At 67.6% G+C, this 17597-nt stretch carries 16 protein-coding genes and 2 rRNA genes; 10 read left to right on the top strand and 8 right to left on the bottom strand.

Annotation, left to right across the window (positions count from 1 at the left end; genetic code table 11):
* Positions 1-3 precede the first annotated feature (3 nt).
* From QSK17_RS07560 to QSK17_RS07550, 3 genes are all read right to left on the bottom strand, one after another.
* A complete protein-coding gene (locus QSK17_RS07560; protein WP_285703755.1) occupies positions 4-891 on the bottom strand; it encodes an ABC transporter permease in 888 nt (295 codons plus the stop codon).
* Positions 884-1810, bottom strand: a complete 927-nt coding sequence (locus tag QSK17_RS07555) for an ABC transporter permease (protein WP_285703754.1) — start codon at positions 1808-1810, stop codon at positions 884-886. Before QSK17_RS07555 ends, QSK17_RS07560 begins: the two co-directional genes overlap by 8 nt.
* 199 nt (positions 1811-2009) lie before the next feature.
* A complete protein-coding gene (locus QSK17_RS07550; protein WP_285703752.1) occupies positions 2010-3698 on the bottom strand; it encodes a peptide ABC transporter substrate-binding protein in 1689 nt (562 codons plus the stop codon).
* A gap of 473 nt (positions 3699-4171) precedes the next feature.
* On the opposite strand from QSK17_RS07550, the gene QSK17_RS07545 reads away from it, so the two are divergent.
* The 4 genes from QSK17_RS07545 (at position 4172) to QSK17_RS07530 (ending at position 6729) form a co-directional block, all read left to right on the top strand.
* A complete protein-coding gene (locus QSK17_RS07545) occupies positions 4172-5077 on the top strand; it encodes an ABC transporter permease (RefSeq protein WP_285703750.1) in 906 nt (301 codons plus the stop codon).
* Between the two features lie 13 nt (positions 5078-5090).
* Entirely contained in the window at positions 5091-5888 is a 798-nt protein-coding gene (locus tag QSK17_RS07540) for an ABC transporter ATP-binding protein (protein WP_285704159.1), read from the top strand.
* Positions 5889-5966: 78 nt separating this feature from the next.
* Positions 5967-6503, top strand: a complete 537-nt coding sequence (locus tag QSK17_RS07535) for a YbhB/YbcL family Raf kinase inhibitor-like protein (RefSeq protein WP_285703748.1) — start codon at positions 5967-5969, stop codon at positions 6501-6503.
* Between the two features lie 64 nt (positions 6504-6567).
* Complete coding sequence (locus QSK17_RS07530; protein ID WP_285703746.1) at positions 6568-6729, top strand: hypothetical protein; 162 nt, start codon at positions 6568-6570, stop codon at positions 6727-6729.
* Between the two features lie 157 nt (positions 6730-6886).
* Here the strand turns inward: QSK17_RS07530 and QSK17_RS07525 are convergent, their stop codons facing one another.
* Together QSK17_RS07525 and QSK17_RS07520 are read right to left on the bottom strand one after the other, a co-directional pair.
* Positions 6887-7927 carry a hypothetical protein gene (locus QSK17_RS07525; RefSeq protein ID WP_285703745.1) on the bottom strand — a complete coding sequence of 347 codons (1041 nt, stop codon included), beginning with the start codon at positions 7925-7927 and terminating at the stop codon, positions 6887-6889.
* A gap of 375 nt (positions 7928-8302) precedes the next feature.
* Positions 8303-9622, bottom strand: a complete 1320-nt coding sequence (locus tag QSK17_RS07520) for a KamA family radical SAM protein (RefSeq protein WP_285703743.1) — start codon at positions 9620-9622, stop codon at positions 8303-8305.
* A 190-nt stretch (positions 9623-9812) separates the two neighbouring features.
* Here QSK17_RS07520 and QSK17_RS07515 point away from each other — a divergent pair, with 190 nt between their 5' ends.
* From QSK17_RS07515 to QSK17_RS07500, 4 genes are all read left to right on the top strand, one after another.
* A complete protein-coding gene (locus QSK17_RS07515; protein WP_285703741.1) occupies positions 9813-10403 on the top strand; it encodes a DUF1707 SHOCT-like domain-containing protein in 591 nt (196 codons plus the stop codon).
* Positions 10404-10477: 74 nt separating this feature from the next.
* On the top strand, positions 10478-11524 hold the full coding sequence (plsX, locus tag QSK17_RS07510) for a phosphate acyltransferase PlsX (protein ID WP_285704158.1): 1047 nt from the start codon (positions 10478-10480) through the stop codon (positions 11522-11524).
* 53 nt (positions 11525-11577) lie between these two features.
* Positions 11578-13299, top strand: a complete 1722-nt coding sequence (gene argS / locus QSK17_RS07505; RefSeq protein ID WP_285703740.1) for an arginine--tRNA ligase — start codon at positions 11578-11580, stop codon at positions 13297-13299.
* Between the two features lie 208 nt (positions 13300-13507).
* A complete protein-coding gene (locus QSK17_RS07500) occupies positions 13508-14821 on the top strand; it encodes a hypothetical protein (RefSeq protein ID WP_285704157.1) in 1314 nt (437 codons plus the stop codon).
* 126 nt (positions 14822-14947) lie between these two features.
* Here the strand turns inward: QSK17_RS07500 and QSK17_RS07495 are convergent, their stop codons facing one another.
* Entirely contained in the window at positions 14948-15328 is a 381-nt protein-coding gene (locus QSK17_RS07495; RefSeq protein ID WP_285703739.1) for a cell division protein SepF, read from the bottom strand.
* Positions 15329-15494: 166 nt separating this feature from the next.
* Here QSK17_RS07495 and QSK17_RS07490 point away from each other — a divergent pair, with 166 nt between their 5' ends.
* Together QSK17_RS07490 and QSK17_RS07485 are read left to right on the top strand one after the other, a co-directional pair.
* Positions 15495-16286 (top strand): PhzF family phenazine biosynthesis protein, encoded by a 792-nt coding sequence (locus QSK17_RS07490; RefSeq protein ID WP_285703738.1) that lies wholly within the window; start codon positions 15495-15497, stop codon positions 16284-16286.
* Positions 16287-16441: 155 nt separating this feature from the next.
* Positions 16442-16885 carry a winged helix-turn-helix transcriptional regulator gene (locus QSK17_RS07485; protein WP_285703737.1) on the top strand — a complete coding sequence of 148 codons (444 nt, stop codon included), beginning with the start codon at positions 16442-16444 and terminating at the stop codon, positions 16883-16885.
* A 418-nt stretch (positions 16886-17303) separates the two neighbouring features.
* Here the strand turns inward: QSK17_RS07485 and rrf are convergent.
* Positions 17304-17420: ribosomal RNA gene (rrf, locus tag QSK17_RS07480) — 5S ribosomal RNA — on the bottom strand.
* A gap of 91 nt (positions 17421-17511) precedes the next feature.
* Positions 17512-17597 (bottom strand): 23S ribosomal RNA (locus QSK17_RS07475); the annotation flags it as partial.

Here is a 17597-nt window from a genome sequence, read left to right as displayed (position 1 = left end):
CTCCTAGCGAAGCTTGGGGTCGAGTGCGTCGCGTACGGCCTCGCCAAGCATGACGAAGGTGAGCACGCAGAGGGACAGGAACGCGGCCGGGAACAGCATCGCGTGCGCGCCGGTCCGGATGTACCGGGTGTGGTCGGCGATCGCGATGCCCCAGGAGATGACCGGCGAGCGCAGGCCGATGCCGAGGAGCGACAGGGTCGCCTCGGCGCCGATGTAGCTGCCGATGGTGATCGTGGAGTAGACCAGGATGGGCGCCAGCGAGTTGGGCAGCAGGTGCTTGAAGATGATCCGGAACGGACCCGCGCCCAGCGCGCGGGCGGCCTGCACATAGTCCTGGTGCTTGGCCTGGATGACGGCGGACCTGGCGATGCGCATGAGCACCGGCCAGCCGAGCACGGCCAGCACGATGATCACAACGCCCATGATCATCGTCTTGGTGGGGTTGGACTGGACCGGGGCCACCGTGCCGAGGATGATGATCGCGCCGAGCACGTACGGCACGCCGAGGAACATCTCACCGACGCGGGACAGGAGCGAGTCGATCCACCTGCCGCGGTATGCCGCGATCACACCGGCGACGCCACCGAGCAGCACCGTGCCCAGCGTGGCGAGCGTGCCCACGATGATCGAGGTCCGGGCCCCGTAGATCGTACGCGCGTACACGTCCCGACCCTGGAGGTCGAACCCGAACCAGGCGTCCTTGCTCGGCGGCTCCATGCTTCGCGCGAGTTCGGCGAACTCGGGGTCCTTGTGCGTGAACAGCGTCGGGAACGCCGCCATCACCAGGAACAGCACGAGCAGCACCAAGGAGATCCAGAAGATCTTCCTCCGCTTCAGGATGTCCCAGGTGTCGTGCCACAGGCTGCGCGTCTTCTCGTTTGCTTCACTCATAGCGGATCCTCGGGTCGAGCACGCCGTAGAGGAGGTCGACGAGCAGGTTGGTCACAAGGTAGATCAACACCAGCAGGGAGGTGACGGGCACCACGATCGTGAAGTCCTGGTTGTTGATCGCGCTGAAGAGCAGGCCGCCGATGCCGTGAATATTGAAAATACCCTCAGTGACGATGGCACCGGACATGAGCGATCCCACCTCGGTGCCGAGGAAGGTCAGCGCGGGGATCAGCGAGTTGCGCAGGAGGTGCACCGCCACCACGCGCTTGTTCGTCATCCCCTTCGCGATCGCGGTACGGACGTAGTCGGAACGCCGGTTCTCGACGATGCTCGTACGGGTCAACCGGGCGGTGAACGCGAGGTTGAGACTGGCCAGCACGAAGGCCGGGATGACCAGCTCGGAGAGGGGAGCCTCCGGAGAGACCGTCGGGTTGATCCACTGGAGCTGCACGCCGAGCAGCCACTGCAGGATGAAGCCGGTGACGAAGACCGGGAGCGACAGCATGAGCAACGTGGAAATCGTGATCACGTTGTCGAGGAAGCCGCCGCGCTTCAGGCCGGAGAGCACGCCGGCGGCGATGCCGACGATCGCCTCGAACGCGACCGCCATCAGGGCGAGCCGGATGGTGATGGGCCAGGCGTCGGCGAGCTGCGTCGCCACGGAGACCTGGTTGAAGTTCACCCCCAGGTCGCCGGAGAGCAGGTTCTTCAGGAAGTGCCAATACTGCACGAGGATCGGCTGGTCCAGGGCGAACTGCTCGCGCATGGCGCTGATGTAGGAGTCGGGGCATGCCCGCTGGCCGCAGCGCGCGGCGAACGGGTCACCGGGCAGCTGCCACACCATGAAGTTGATGAGAAATGTCGTGCCCAAAAGCACGGGGATGAGTTGCAGCAGGCGCCGGATCGCGTATCGGCCCATGCGCACCTCCACTCTGACGCTAAAGGTCGTACATGCATCCTTTCCGGTCCACAATGCCGCAGGTGGGTGAGTGCGGGGACCGAAAAGAAGGGCTGGACAGTGGCGGAAGCCGTGACTTTACGTATCCGCCGTCAGACAGCCAGCGAGGCCGGCCCCGGTCTGGAACCGGCCTCGTGGCGCATGCGAGGCGAGCCTACGCTTACTTGATCGCGATGGACAGCGGGTCGAGCTCGCCGAACGGCGTGACCTTAACCCCGGTCACCCACTTCGAGGTGCCCGCCTGCAGACCGAACGACCAGAGCGGGATGACCGGCATCTCCTTGACCATCATGGCCTCCGCGGCCTGGTAGGCCGCGATGGACTGCGCCGGGTCGGCGTTGGTGTCGCCCTCACGCAGCTTGGCGTCGAGCTCCTTGTCGCTGAACAGACCGTCGTTCGAGGAGGAGCCGGTCTTGTACAGCGGGTTCAGGAAGTTCTCGATGTGCGGGTAGTCCATCTGCCAGCCGGTGCGGAGCATGCCCGTCACCTTGTGCGTGGTCGCCATGTCGCGCAGCTCGGCGAAGGTCGGCGTGGCCTTGCCCACGACCTTGAAGCCGGAGTCGGCGCCCAGGGCCTGGTTGATGCTGTTGGCCGTGGCGTCCACCCACTCCTTGTGCGCGGAGTCGCCGTTGTACCAGAGGGGGTACTCGGCCGGCGGCGTGTAACCCGCGGCCTTGGCCTTGGCGAGGTACTCCTTGGCCTTGGCCGGGTCGAAGGTGCAGAGCTCGCCGCAGGCGCCCGGCGACTTGTAGCCGTCGACCAGCGGGGAGATCCAGCCGTCGAGCGGGACGCGACCCTTGTTGAAGATCTTGTCGGTGATGGTCTTCCGGTCGATCGCCATGGAGAGCGCCTTGCGGAAGTCGGCGTTGCCGCCGTACTTCTTGTCGTACAGCGCGACGGTGAGCGTCTGGATGACGCCCTGCTGGCCCTCGATGGCGCGGTCACCGAGGTCGCTCTTCCACTTGTCGCCGGCCAGGGCCGACGGCGGGACGAGCTCGGTGAAGTCGAGGTTGTTGGAGACCAGGTCCGCGTAGGCCGCGTCGTCGTCCTTGTACATCTTGTAGACGATCTTCTTGACCTTGGGCTTCTCGGCACCCGGGTAGTCGGGGTTGGCCTCGACCACGATCTGGGAGTTGTGGTCCCACTTCACGAACTTGAAGGGGCCGTTCGTGACGGGGTTGTCCTTGAAGGCCGTGGGGTCCTTGAAGAAGGCCTCGGGCAGCGCGGCGAAGGTCGTGTAGCCGAGCTTGGTGCGGAACACCGCCTCGGGGGCCTTCAGCGTGACCTTGAAGGTGAGGTCGTCGATGACCTCGAGGCCGGACATCGTGTCCTTCTTCGGCTCGGGAGCCTTCTTCGGCCCGTCGGGGCCGTCCGGGTCCTGCGTCGCGACGTCGTCGTAGCCCTCGACGCCCTCGAACCACGAGGTGCCGATCTGCGCGTTGGGGCTGTAGGCGGTGTAGTTCCAGGCGTCGACGTAGTTCTTGGCGGTGACCGGCGAGCCGTCACTCCACTTCAGCCCCGGCTTGAGCTTGATCGTCCAGACCTTGTTGTCCGACGTCTCGATCGACTCGGCCTGGTTCAGCTCGGGGGCGGCGGTGTCGCTGTTGTACTTGACGAGGCGGTCGTACACGAACCCGTTGATCGTGCCGCCGCACGTCTCGTTGATGTTGCCCGGGACGAAGCCGGTCTGGGGCTCACATCCCCTGATGTACACCGTGCTCTCGGCCGCGCGGGGGTTGGTACCGCCGTCGCTGCCGCCGGAACCGCTGCCGCCGCCGCCGCAGGCTGCGACACCAAGCGCAAGCAGCGCGGTGCCCGCGGCGATCTGTGCGCCCTTAGCTACGCGCATAGTGGATTGATCCTCCCTCTAAGGATGGGCGTTGGCTGGCATGTCCCGTTTCCACGCGCGGGTTCCTCTCATGGTGGTGAGGTCCCCTCGTTTGCAAACATGGTCAAGCCTGCCGACGCCCTGCCAGTCGTCGCGAGCATCCCTCACTCCGCGCACCAGACGAGTCTCTTGTGCGTTGCAGTTCGGTCACACGTGCGTCGGTGGGGCGTCATACGCATACCAACAAGGCCGGGCTAAATGCCGATGCGAAGCCCAAACCACCCAACAAGGTACACATAGGATGCGATTGGTCAGGCATCGGAGTCTTCATGACATCTGACCTCGCGCCTTGTCCCCATACCATGAGCCACTGGGCTACCTTTGACCAAGCCGCCGGCCCCGCTCCCCGTGACGGTCACGGCCGACGTCCACGAGAGGCCAACGGATCACCATCACCGGTCTCTTACTCATCGCCATCCAATAGAGTCCATCCCATGAGCCAGCCGGATTCCGCGGTCGCGGACGCCCAGGCGGGCGGCGGGGCGCCGGAATCACTGGCCGCGCTCGCCGAGCGTCACGGGTTGCGACGCGCCATCGCGCGCCCCACCCTGCCCGCGTACCTGCGCCAATTGTGGACGCGGAGGCACTTCATCCTGACGTACGCCACGTCCAGGAACGTCTCGAAGTACTCCGAGTCGGCGCTCGGCCAGCTCTGGCAGGTGCTCACCCCGCTGCTCAACGCCGCTGTCTACTGGCTGATGTTCGGGGTCATCCTCGGCCAGAGCAAGAACATCCCCAACTACCCCGCGTTCCTCATCACCGGGGTCATGGTCTTCACCTTCACCCAGCGGACGGTGACCGGCGGCGCGAAGTCCATCTCCTCGAACCTGTCGCTCATCAGGGCCCTGCACTTCCCCCGCGCCTCGCTTCCTCTGGCGTACGCGGTGCAGGAGCTGCAGCAGCTCGCCTGGTCGATGGGCGTGCTCATCCTGCTCGTCCTCGCCATGGGGATGCCGATCACCTGGCTGTGGCTGCTCATCCCCGTCTCACTGGTCCTGCAGCTCGTCTTCAACATGGGCGTCAGCCTGTTCATGGCCCGCGTCGGCGCGTTCGTCCGCGACATGAACCAGCTCCTGCCGTTCATCACCCGCACCTGGCTGTACGCCTCCGGCGTCTTCTACAGCATCACCGAGCGCACGGGGAAGCTGCCGGATGCGCTCCGGTGGGTCCTGGAGTTCAACCCGGCCGCCGCCTACATCGAGTTCATGCGCGATCTGCTGATCTACCAAAGGTTCCCGGAACGCTGGGCCTGGATAACGTGCGTATTCTGGGCGGTATTCGCGCTGATCGTCGGCTTCTGGTACTTCTGGCGGGCCGAGGAGAGGTACGGACGTGGCTGAGCTGACCAAGGAGCTGTCCCACGTGCCCCAGGAAGAATCGCAGGCGCCCACGCCCCCTCAGGAGCTCGGGACGCCCACGGTGATCGTGGACAACCTCCACATCGTCTACAAGGTCTACGGCGCCGCCTCCGACGCGCAGAAGGGCAACGCCGCCAACGCGCTCATGCGCATCGTCCGGCGCCAGGGCCGTCCCCAGATGAAGGAGGTCCACGCCGTCAAGGGCGTCTCCTTCGTCGCCCGCCACGGAGAGGCGATCGGCATCGTCGGCCGCAACGGCTCCGGCAAGTCGACGCTGCTGCGAGCGATCGCCGGACTGCTTCCGCCGCACAAGGGCGCCGTCTACACCGACGGCCAGCCGTCCCTGCTCGGCGTCAACGCGGCCCTGATGAAGGAGCTCACCGGCGAGCGCAACATCGTCCTCGGCTGCTACGCCATGGGCATGTCCCCGAGCGAGTTGCAGGAGAAGTACGACGAGATCGTCGACTTCTCCGGCATCGGCGAGTTCGTGCAGTTCCCGATGTCCACCTACTCCTCCGGTATGGGCGCGCGGCTGCGCTTCGCCATCTCCTCCGCCAAGACGCACGACGTCCTCCTCATCGACGAGGCGCTGGCCACCGGCGACCGCGAGTTCAAGAAGAGGAGCCAGCAGCGCATCAAGGAGATGCGCGAGTCCGCCGGCACCGTCTTCCTGGTGGCCCACAACCTCGACGTCATCGAGGACACCTGCAGCCGCGTCATCTGGCTGCACAAGGGCAAGATCAAGATGGATGGCGACCCGACGAAGGTCCTCGCCGCGTACAACAAGGCCTGAGCGCGGCCAGTGGCGACCACGCGGCGGCCGTACCAGGATGGGACGCGACCATGACGTCGAACCATCGGAGGACGGACCGTGCCGACGCAGCCGCCGATTCCCTATGACCATCTGCCCCAGGTGCCCGGCCTGACGGTCGAGAGCGACGACGCGCGGGACGGCGAACGCCTGTCCGACGCCCACGTCTTCAACGACTGGGGCATGACCGGGCAGAACCTGTCGCCGAACCTGCGCTGGTCGGGAGCGCCCGAGGGCACGAAAAGCTATGCGGTGACCTGCTTCGACCCGGACGCGCCCACCGGCAGCGGATTCTGGCACTGGCTCCTGTACGACATCCCGGCGGACGTCACCGAGCTGCCGACGGGCGCGGGGACGGCCCCCGATTTCGCCGGCCTTCCCGAGGGCGCCGTGCACGGCCGCAACGACTACAGCCAGCGGGCGTACGGCGGCGCCGCTCCGCCGCCGGGGTGGCCGCACCGTTACGTCTTCGCCGTGCACGCGCTGAAGGTCGAGAAGCTCGGGGTGGGCGACGACGCGCCGCCCGCCGTGGTGGGCTTCAACATCACGGCGAGCACCCTGGCCCGCGGATACATCGCGCCGACCTACGAAACCTGATGCGCCCGTCCCGGTGTTCCATTATGATTCGAACGTAGATTCGACCTGGACATCGGAGGGTGGGATGGGTGACCTCGCGACGGCGATCGACCGTTTGGCCGCCGAAGATCCCTCGGAGCTTCCGTTCAATTTGATCGCCGAGCAGCTGATCGATCTGCACTGGCAGATGGCCCGGCTCCAGGCCGAGATCGGGCGGCGCACCTGCGTGCGCGGCGCCTACAACTGATCCCGCGCCGGGCGCCCGCACGCCGGGAAAGCGGTTCCGCGCGGGGACGGCGCAGGCGGGAGCGAGCAGACGACACGAAAAGAGCCGGCCGGCGCCTGGAGGGCGCCGACCGGCTCTCATCCTTTCAGTGCTTCGTCAGCACGCGATCACCGTTCGCCTAGCGGGCGAGGCGGGCGTAGCCCGGGGCGCCCGAGGTGCCCGGAGTGTTGGTGGTCGTCGTGGTGGTCGACGTCCCCGGCGTGGTGCCGGTGGTGGTGCCGGTGGTGCCGGTGCTGTTGGTCGTGGTGCTGGTGTTCTTGATCACCGTCACCGTGTTCCACGGCACAATGGACGTGGTCACCGTCTTCGTCCAACCGTTCGCACGTGTGGTCGTGGTCGAGGAGGTGGACTTCACCGTGTTGATGGTGGAGGTGGCAACCCCGGGCACGAGCACCCTGATGCCGGCCAGCGCGTTGACGCCGACGTTGACGTTGAGCAGGGCGGTCAGGTTCGCCACGAGACCGACGTTGATGGCGGCGTTCACGTTCGCGGCGAGCACGGCCGAGGCGTTGGCCAGGGCATGGACGTTGCCCACCAGGACGACGACGGGGATCCTGATGCCGGCGAGGACGCACACGCCGGCGCCCAGACGCGCGTCGGCGACGGCCGTGAGGGTGGCGGCGGCGTTCGCGGCGGCACTGGCGGCGACGGCGAGCTGGGCCGCGACGACGGCGTTCGCGTTCACCGCGACCGTGGCCGCGGCGTTCACGTTGGCGGTGAGGGCGGCGGCGACGTTCGCGGTCAGGTTCGCGGCGGCGGTGAGCTGCGCCTGGACGTTCGCGTTCACGTTCGCAGCGAGCGCGGCGGTGACACCCGCGGTCAGGTCCGCGGCGGCCGCGAGCTGCGCCTCGGTGGTGGCCCTGACGTCGACGACCGCGCCGAGGGCGACGTTGGCCGTCGCGGTGAGCTGGGCCGCCACCGTCGCGTTGACGGTCGCGTCCGCGTGAGCTGCCAGGTTCGCCACGGTGGCGAGCTGGCCCTGCAGGGAGCCGGTCGCGCCGGCGACCACATCGGCGCGGACGTCGGAGAGCGCCCTGGTGACGGCCGCGAGCTGTGCGTCGGCGCCGGTGTCAGCGGCCGAGGCCTGGGCCGGCACGGCGGACATGCCCGCGATACCGGCGGTGACGAGGACCGCGGCGGCCTTAATGATTCGATTCATAATTCCCCCGGTTCATATCCCTTTTCACGAGAGCGGGAATTTACCTCTCGTGCGCCGACGTACGTCGTCGGCCAGGACTCAGCTACGGACGGCATTTCTATCACCCTTCTCGAAGGTCGGGCTGTCCTGCGCGTCCACGCCGCTACCAGGGATGATGACCGGAATGTCCAGAAATTCGGGGACTAGCGATCACCTTCCAGTCATCCCCAAGAATCCGGTTTCATCGGGATTTCACATGAAGCGATCCCCGGCCTGGGAAAAAGGCTCGGTAAACATGCCTCCCAGGCCGGAGGAGCAGATTTTCCTCTCGCTTGAGAATTCAGCCCGTTACGGAGCCGCGCGACAGACCGTTTTCGGGGCTGATTCCGCCTCGGGTCAGGCGCTGAGCCGGTTGGGAGCCTCGGTGAACTCGAAGGGGAAACGGTCCGCGAACGCCGGTCTCAGATCGTCGAGCCAGACCGCGTGGGGGTCGTAGTGGGCGAAGAAGGGGCGCCCGACCAGTTCGGGATCGCGTGCCTGGATGAAATGGAGGACGAAGACGCGCTGCCCGGCGACCTCGGTGACGCCGTCGACGCAGACCTTGCCGGGGGTGGCCGACATGGACGGCCCCCTGACCGTACGGCACAGCCCGGAAACCTGGGCGTACGCGTCGCGGAAGATCCGGTGCGCCTCGGCGAGGGTGACCGCGAAGTAGTCCTGCGGGCCGGTGTCGCGCTCGACGAACATGTAGTAGGGGATCATGCCCATGGCGGTCTGCCGCCGCCACATGTGGGACCAGGTGTCGGGGCGGTCGTTGATGGAGCGGATGAGCGGCGCCTGGGTCCGGATCGTCGCACCGCTCTCCAGGATCCGCCCGACCGCCGTCTGGACGATGTCGGGTTCGAGCTCCCGGGGGTGGGTGAAGTGCGCCATGAAGGCGAGACTCTTGCCCGACTCGACCACTTCGGTGAAGAGCTTGAGCGTCGCGCCCGCGTCCGGGTCGCCGACGAACCGGTCCGGCCAGTACGCCAGGGACTTGGTGCCGATGCGGATCGACTCGATCTGCTCCAGCCCGAGCAGCGGCTCGACGTAGCGGCGGAGCACCGCCTCGCTCATGATCATCGGGTCGCCGCCGGTGAAGAGGATGCTCGTCACCTCGGGATGCGCCTTGACGTACTCGACGAGGTTGCCGATGTCGTCGGAGGCCATCTTGAGGTCGGGCTCACCGATGAACTGGGCCCAGCGGAAACAGTAGGTGCAGTACGCGTGGCAGGTCTGACCCTGCTTCGGGAAGAACAGCACGGTCTCGGAGTACTTGTGCTGCAGCCCCGGAACAGGTTCGCCGTCCACGCGGGGCACGTTGAGTTCGAGCTGCCCGGCCGGATGCGGGTTGAGCCGCATCCGGATCTCGCGGGCCGCCTCCTGGACCCGCGCCGCCGGCGCGGCGTCGCGCAGTAGGCCTGCCAGCCGCGAGACGTCCGCCTCGGGCAACATGTCCTCCTGCGGGAAGACGAGCCGGTAGATCGGGTCGTCGGGGACGGCCGACCAGTCGATCAGTTCGTCGACGACGTAGGCGTTCGTGCGGAACGGCAGGACCGTCGCCACGGCGCGCACCCGCAGCCGGGCCTGCTCGTCCAGGCCGCCGCGGCCAAGAAGTTCGTCGAGATGTTTGGTGGTGTAGGCCCGGAAGCCGCGTGCGCCTTTGCTAAAGATCACTCGGCCTTCCTTTCTCAGTAGGTTTTGGGAACTGTGTAAACCAACTACCCCTGTCGCGCGTCTGAGGTTCTCATATAACCCGAGCGACCACCTCAACCACAGGTTCCACAGCCAGGAAGCTTTCTTGTGAGGTTCTGCCGCATCGCTCCAGATCTCGCGACATATCGCGAAAAGAGGTATCGTGCGGCTTGTGACTTCCTTGACCCCATACGGCGATGGAGACGCAGGCCAGCGGGCCTCGGACGCCGACCGGGACAGGGTCGCGGCCGTCCTCGGCGAGGGCCTGGCCACGGGCCGTCTCACCTCCACGGAGCACGCGGACCGGCTCGCCGCGGCCTACACCGCGGTGACGATCGGTGACCTCGTCCCCCTGACCCGCGACCTTCCCGGCCTCCCCGGCACCTCCGGCACGACGGTGACGGCCGAAAGACAGGAGGTGACCGCCGTCTTCAGCAAGGTCATCCGGGGTGGGCGCTGGGTGGCCGGCCGGCACACCGAGCTCCGCGCGACCTTCGGGGCGCTGATCGTCGACCTGCGCGACGCGGTGCTGCCCGGCCGGGAGATCACCCTCGAGCTCAACTCGTTCTGCGGCAAGCTGATCGTCCGCGTTCCGGAGAACGCCCGGATCATGGATGAGGGCAGCGCCCTGTTCTCCAAGCGCCACGTCTCCGGCGGCCACGAGGGTGACGGGCCGCTCATCAGGGTGACGGGGAAGGCCAGGTTCGGAAAAATCATCCTTTCCAGGGGCGCCGCCGACTGGCATTCCCCCTGGCACGACTGACGGCTCCGCCCGCACGCACGGTCTACGCTCGCGCCAACGATCCGCGCAGGTGGCAGACTCGTGAGGTGAACCGATTGGACCGTGTTGCGCCCGACCTGGGACCAGTCGGTGCGCTGCCGGTGGCCCTCGACGCCATGGGCGGGGACAACGCTCCCCGGGAGATCGTGGCGGGAGCCGTACAGGCGGTCAGGGAACGCGGAGTCCCCGTGGTCCTCGTCGGCCAGCCGCGACTGCTCTACGACGCGCTCGCCGCGCACGACGCCACCTCGGAGATCCCCATCGTCCGCGCCGAGGAGGCCCTCGCCATGGACGAGGGCGCGCTCGCCAGCCTGCGCCGCCCACGTTCCAGCATCGCGGTCGCCTGTCACCTGCTGCGGCGTGGCGACGCGTCGGCCGTCGTGTCCGCCGGATCCACCGCCGGGGTGGTCGCCACCGGAAAGCTCCGGTTGCGCGGGCAGCAGGGCGTCGGGCGGCCCGCCATCGCGGTCACCCTGCCTACCCTGCCGACGCCCACCGTGCTCCTCGACGCGGGCGCCAACGCCGACGCCAAGCCCGAGATGCTGGTCCAGTTCGCACATCTCGGCGTGGCCTTCGCCCAGATCGCGCTCGATCTCCCCCGGCCCCGGGTCGGGCTGCTCACGATCGGCTCGGAGGCCGAGAAGGGCAACAAGCTCGTCAAGCGCGCGCACGAACTGCTCTCCGGCACGCCCGGAATCGACTTCGCCGGAAACGTCGAGGGCCACGATCTGCTCACCGGCCGGGTCGACATCGTCGTGGCCGACGGCTTCACCGGGAACGTCGCGCTGAAGACCCTCGAAGGCAGCATCAAGTACGCCTTCGCGCAGTTCCGGGAAGCGATCGACGAGAGCGCCGTCGCCCGGCTCGGCGGCATGCTCCAGCGCCCCCGGCTGCGCCGGCTCTACCGCCGGCTCGACCCCGAGGCCCACGGCGGGGCCGTACTGCTCGGCCTGAACGGAACCGTCGTCATCGCGCACGGTTCGTCCCGGGCCGGGGGCGTCGCCGCCGCGTGCGAGCTCGCCGCCCGCCTGGCCGCCGGAGAGATCGTCACCCGCATCGGCGAACGGATCGCCTCCATCCCGAGATCGCATCGGCTCTGGTGAAACGGGCTTCCGAGCTGGAAAATCGATGGACGGCCGTCGATAAACTTGAACGCATGACCGACCCGCAACTCGTGCTCGCCGAGCGGGTCCAGCAGGCGCTGGGCACCGCGTTCGGCCAGGAGTACTCAGGCGAAGATCCGCTGATCAGGCCCTCACAGTTCGCCGACTACCAGGCGAACGTCGCGCTCAGCCTGGCCAAGCGGCTCCGACGTACGCCGCGGGAGGTCGCCCAGGCCCTGGTGAACGCGCTCGACACCAGCGACATCACCGTCGAGATCAGCGGCCCGGGATTCCTCAACCTCACGCTCGCCGACGGCTGGATCGCCGCGCAGGCCGCGCGGCTGCTGAAGGACGGGCGGATCGGCGTGCCGCAGCCCGCGCCCAAGACCGTCGTGATCGACTACTCCGCGCCCAACGCCGCCAAGGAGATGCACGTCGGGCACCTGCGCACCACGATCGTGGGCGACACCCTGGCGCGCACGCACGAGCACCTCGGCGACCACGTCATCCGGCAGAACCACCTCGGCGACTGGGGCACCCCGTTCGGCATGCTCATCGAGCACCTGCTCGATATCGGCGAGGAGGAGTCGCTCGCCCGGCTCGCCGCCGGTGACGGGAACGCCTTCTACCAGGAGGCCCGCCGCAAGTTCGACGGCGACCCCGACTTCGAGGCGCGGGCCCGCCGCCGGGTGCCGCTGTTGCAGGGCGGCGACGCCGACACCCTCCGCCTGTGGCGCGAGTTCATCGAGTACACCCAGCGCTACTTCAACCGCGTCTACCAGCAGCTGGGCGTCACCCTCACCGACGACGACATCGCCGGCGAGAGCATGTACAACCCGATGCTGGCCGACGCCTGCGACGAGCTGGAGCACTCCGGCGTCGCCGTCATCAGCGAGGGCGCGCTGTGCGTCTTCCCGCCCGGCTTCACCGGGCGCGACGACCAGCCGCTCCCGCTGATCATCCGCAAGAGCGACGGAGGGTACGGCTACGCCACCACCGACCTCGCCGCCATCCGGTACCGCGTGCGCGACCTGAAGGCCGACCGCATCCTCTACGTCGTGGGCGCCACCCAGTCGCTGCACTTCCAGATGGTGTTCGCCTCCGCGCGGCTCGCCGGCTGGCTGACCGACGACGCCAGCGCCGAGCACGTCCAGATCGGCAGCGTGCTGGGCAGTGACGGCAAGATGTTCAAGACCCGCAGCGGCGAGTCGGTCAAACTGACCGAGCTGCTGGAGGAGGCGGTCATCCGGGCCGAGGCCGTCATCGCCGACCGCGGCTACGACCCCTCCGTCCGCCGCGCGATCGCCCGCCAGGTCGGCATGGGCGCGGTGAAGTACGCCGACCTGTCGGTCAGCCACGACAGCGAGTACGTCTTCGACTTCGACCGGATGCTGGCCTTGACCGGCAACACCGGGCCGTACCTCCAGTACGCCACCGCCCGCATCCGCTCGATCTTCCGTAACGGCTCGATCGACCCGGCCACCGTGAGCGGGCCGATCGTTCTCGGCGAGCCCGCGGAGCGGGCACTCGCGTTGCAGCTCCTCGGCTTCGGCACGGTCGTCGAGAGCGTCGCCGAGCTGTCCGAACCGCACCGGCTGTGCAACTACCTGTTCGACGTGGCCCAGGCGTTCACGTCGTTCTACGAGGGCTGCCCGGTGCTCAAGGCCGAAGACGACGCCACGCGGCAGTCCCGGCTGGCGCTCTCCGCGCTGACCCTCCGGGTCCTCCTCCAGGGTCTCGACCTGCTCGGCATCGAGGTGCCCGAGCGGATGTGACGACTCTCCCCGCCCGGAGCGACCTGCTCCGGGCGGGGTAGTCACCGTTCGCCATCCGGCGCGTCTCGTCCAGATATGCCGGCGCGACGGTCTAGCCTTGACCCGGTCAAGGGAATGCCCGCCGATCCCGCAGCGCGCGGCCACCGCCAGGGGCGGTCTTCAGTCGGCGGCATTTCGTCACCTTCTCGGGGAGCGTTCTGCGTTGAGCATGGACCTGAGCAAGAGCCCCGACACCGCGGGTCTCGCCGACACCACCGAGCTGCATCGGTACGCTGAGGCGCTCCTGGTCCACCTCACCGCCGGCGGCGGCGCGCCCAGCCTGCCGCCAGACATCGGGGACATATCGGACTACTGGCTCGCCCCCGCCCTCCAAGCCCTGGTCCGCACCCTGGCCGGCGAGGACGCGATGGAGCCGCTCTCCCGCGCCGCCCGGCTCGACGAGGGCCGCACCGCGCTTTTCCTCTGCCTCGCCCTCGCCGTCGCCGGCCACGGCGACCGCATCCACGCCTCCTGGCTCGGCACGGCCTTCGGTGACCTCAGCGACGACCGCCCGGTCACCTCAGGCCAGCGGGCGGTGTGGCTCGCCGCCGCTCGCGGCGCGTACGGACCGGTCGGGAAGATCTTCGTGCTGCGTAAGCTCGACGCGGTCGCCGTTCCCACCGAGGACGAGCTCTGGCTGGAGGCGCTCGTCCCCGACGAGCCCGCGATCGTCGTACCGCGCTCGCTCGCCGACTTCCCCCAGCTGGCCGAGATCCCCGAGATCTCAGGTCCGGCCCAGGCCGCCGACCGGCTCACCCGCCTGCGCGAGCGCTGTGCCGAGATCACCGCGTCCCGGGAGCCCGCAACGGTGTCGAAGGTCACGGCCGGATCCGCATGGCCCGACGCCGAGCCCCTCGCCGTGCTCCGTACGCTGATCGGACAGGGCGGCCACGAGGGGCCGCTCAGCTCACTACAGGGGCATTTGCTCCAGGATGTCCAGCCCGGCGCGGAATCGCACCTGGCGGCGCTCGCCCTCCATGTCGCCGCTCCCGCAGTGAAAGCCGCGGCGGAGTCGCTCTTGCAGGCCGCGCAGGAGCCGCCTCCCGAGGCGGTGACCGTCCCGGTGCTCGGGCATCCCGTGATCCTGCGCCCGGAAGGCCCCGATCGGGATTCGCTGTACGCGGCCGAGCACGGCATCGTCACCGAATCCGTGCCGAACCGCCGGGGAAACTGGCTGGGATACGTGCTCATCGGCATCGGCGTCGTCCTGCTCGGCACCGGCTTCGCGGTCTCGCTGGCGACCGCGCTCGCCGGGATCGCCGTCGCCGGATGGGGTGGCTTCCTCCTGTGGAGGCGCCGGGTCCAGGAGCAGGCCGATCTTGATTACGTTCAGGCTCGACTCGCCGAACTGAACGAGACCGCCGAAGGCGCCGTATGGGCGCTGCACGAACACGCGAGAGAGTCAACCAAACGCGCCGACGCGGCCGCCGAGGATTTCACCGAGCTCACCCGGCTGCTCCGCCGCGGACCTCGCGCCGCCTGATCTCGGGCCGGATCGGTCGCCGGTCATCGCTTATTACGTAGGGGCCGGATCGGTCGCCGACCATCGTTCACGGACGGGCCGAGCCGGGACGGGCGGAATCAGGGGCCCGAAAAACCCGGCTCGGCGTCACACCATGGAGACTTCGACGTTGGCAGGGGTCAGCAGGAAGACCTTCTCAGCGATGCGCTCGATCCTGCCCTCACAGCCGTACGCCAGTCCGGCCGCGAAGTCGACCATCCTTGTGGCCTCAGCCATCGACATGCCGACCACATCCATGACCACCGTGTGGCCCTCGCGAAAGTGCCGCCCGATCGTCAACGCGTCGTCATACTTCTGCGGACGCACCATCACGATCCGCGCGGGCTGTTCCGCGGACTGCCAGCGCCTGGCCGCCCGCTCGGACGCCGGCATCCAGTCATCCTCGTATTCTTCGTCACCATAGGGCTCGTCGTACTGCTCAACCCCACCCAGGCCAAGATAGCTCGCCATCTTGCGCACTGCCCCCATCGGCACATCCTTTCCCCGAGATCCGGCCGCCTTGGGCTACCCCGATAGAAAGGACGGTAACCAACTATTCGGCCCCAGCCGGGCGACACGCCCGACTTGTATTTCTTTTTGTCCGGCGTGCGCCCCCGCGCCAGGCCGCATTCACAGCGTCGATAGCATCACTCGTATGCGCATCTTCACCGTGGATTCGTTCACCGACCAACCCTTCAAGGGTAACCCCGCGGGCGTCTGTTTGCTGGAAGCCTCGGCCGCCGATTCCTGGATGCAGTCCGTCGCCGCCGAAATGCGTCACTCGGAAACCGCGTTCGTGCTCGGTCCCGATGCCACCGGACGCCGGTCGTTGCGCTGGTTCACTCCCACCGTCGAGGTCGCGTTGTGCGGGCACGCCACCCTCGCGGCGGCGCATGTGCTCTATTCGACGGGCCTCGCCGAAGGCAAGATCGAATTCTCGACACAGAGTGGAATTCTCGCTGTCGACCAGTCAGAAGGCGGCTCGATAGTGATGGATTTCCCGGCGCATTCTCCGTCGGAAATCACCCCGCCGGACAGTTTGGCCGAGGCCCTCGGAGTGCCCGTACGGTGGACCGGAATGGGCCATACCGATCTCCTCGCCGAGGTCGAGTCGTCACAAGTGGTACGCGATCTGACCCCTGACATCGACGCGCTGTCCGCGTTCGACGTCCGAGCCGTCATCGTCACCGCTCCCGCCGGCCCCGCCGACGAGGCTGATTACGTCTCCCGATTCTTCGCCCCTCGGGTCGGCGTCCCGGAGGACCCGGTGACGGGTTCGGCCCACTGCGTCCTGGCGCCGTACTGGTCGGCGAAGCTGGGACGGGAGAGCCTCCTCGCCAAGCAGCTCTCGCCGCGCACCGGCACGATGCGCACGACCGTCAAGGGGGACCGGGTCGAGCTCGTCGGCCAGGCCCTCACGATCTGGTCCGGCGAACTTCACGTCTAGGGCGGTGACCGGCAAGGTTTGCCCGGAAGGAGCGGTCCCCAAGATCCCGATTCGCATCGGTCTCGCCTCTCCCAAGCAGAGATCGTTGGGGCCACGGTAGTAAGCCCGTTACGCACCGATCAGTACATGACGAACGCACCACAATAGAAGGCAGGATGAGCGATCGCGGAGCACACTGCGACGAACTGGTCGCCGATTGCCGCCTGTGCGCGGCCATCGATCTCTTCGCCCACACATGGGATCCCGTCGGGCTCGCGGCCTTACGTTCGCGTCCGCATCGACGCCGCGAGCTACGCACCGCGATCGGCGGCATCAGCGACAAGGTGCTGACCGAGGCGTTGCACCGCCTGCTCGCCAACGGCCTGGTCGACCGACGGGCCTACGCCGCGGCCCCGCCTCGCGTCGACTACAGCCTGACCGACCTGGGCGAGAGCCTGGTTGATGGGCCGATGGAGGCTCTTGGACGCTGGATTCTCGAGCACGGTGACGGGCTTCTCGATGTCGCAAGAACGCGCCGCGCAGACGCAGTCGACGGGCGGCAGCTGGACCACACAACGCTGGAGGCATTGCGGATGCCTGCGGTGCGGGCATCCGCATGATGCTGTCGGCGGATCCTGAAAACTGACCCCCTGGGGTACCCCGGGGAACCGCAGGGGGTCACTATCGGGAGTCCGTTGACAGATGCCTATCACTGGGGTGCGGCGGGAGAGGGTGGCGCGGAGGCGGGGGTTGCGGAGGCCGGCGTAGGACCGTGCCAGCAACCACCGCGCCCGCGACGGCCGCGAAAGCGGCATCACCAGAACGCAACTATCACGGCCGGCCGGAGCAGCCCCCGCCGCAGCGCCTACGGACCTTAGCCGCCGCAGCGTCCACCAACACCACAACCTTACACCCGGAAAGCCCCTACAAAACGGGACACACCCCGGCCGCGGGCAACAAAAAGGGGGCCCGGCACCCGGACCCCCCACAAACAGAGAAAGGGCCACCCACAACAGGTGACCCTCCCCCACAAAAATTGTCCGGCGGCGTCCTACTCTCCCACACCGTCCCCAGTGCAGTACCATCGGCGCTGGAAGGCTTAACTTCCGGGTTCGGAATGTAACCGGGTGTTTCCCTACCGCTATAACCGCCGTAACCCTATGAAACACACAACCAGACCACCCACACAATCAGCGCAGGCAGGGCTGTTTGCAGTCTCTGAATTGCATAGCCGACGCGAACATCTATGGACAAGTCCTCGGCCTATTAGTACCGGTCAGCTCCACACGTTACCGCGCTTCCACTTCCGGCCTATCAACCCGGTCGTCTACC

It is taken from the genome of Microtetraspora sp. NBRC 16547 (genome assembly GCF_030268965.1).
Classification (GTDB): domain Bacteria; phylum Actinomycetota; class Actinomycetes; order Streptosporangiales; family Streptosporangiaceae; genus Microtetraspora.
This window is presented reverse-complemented; position numbering and strand designations above follow the sequence as displayed.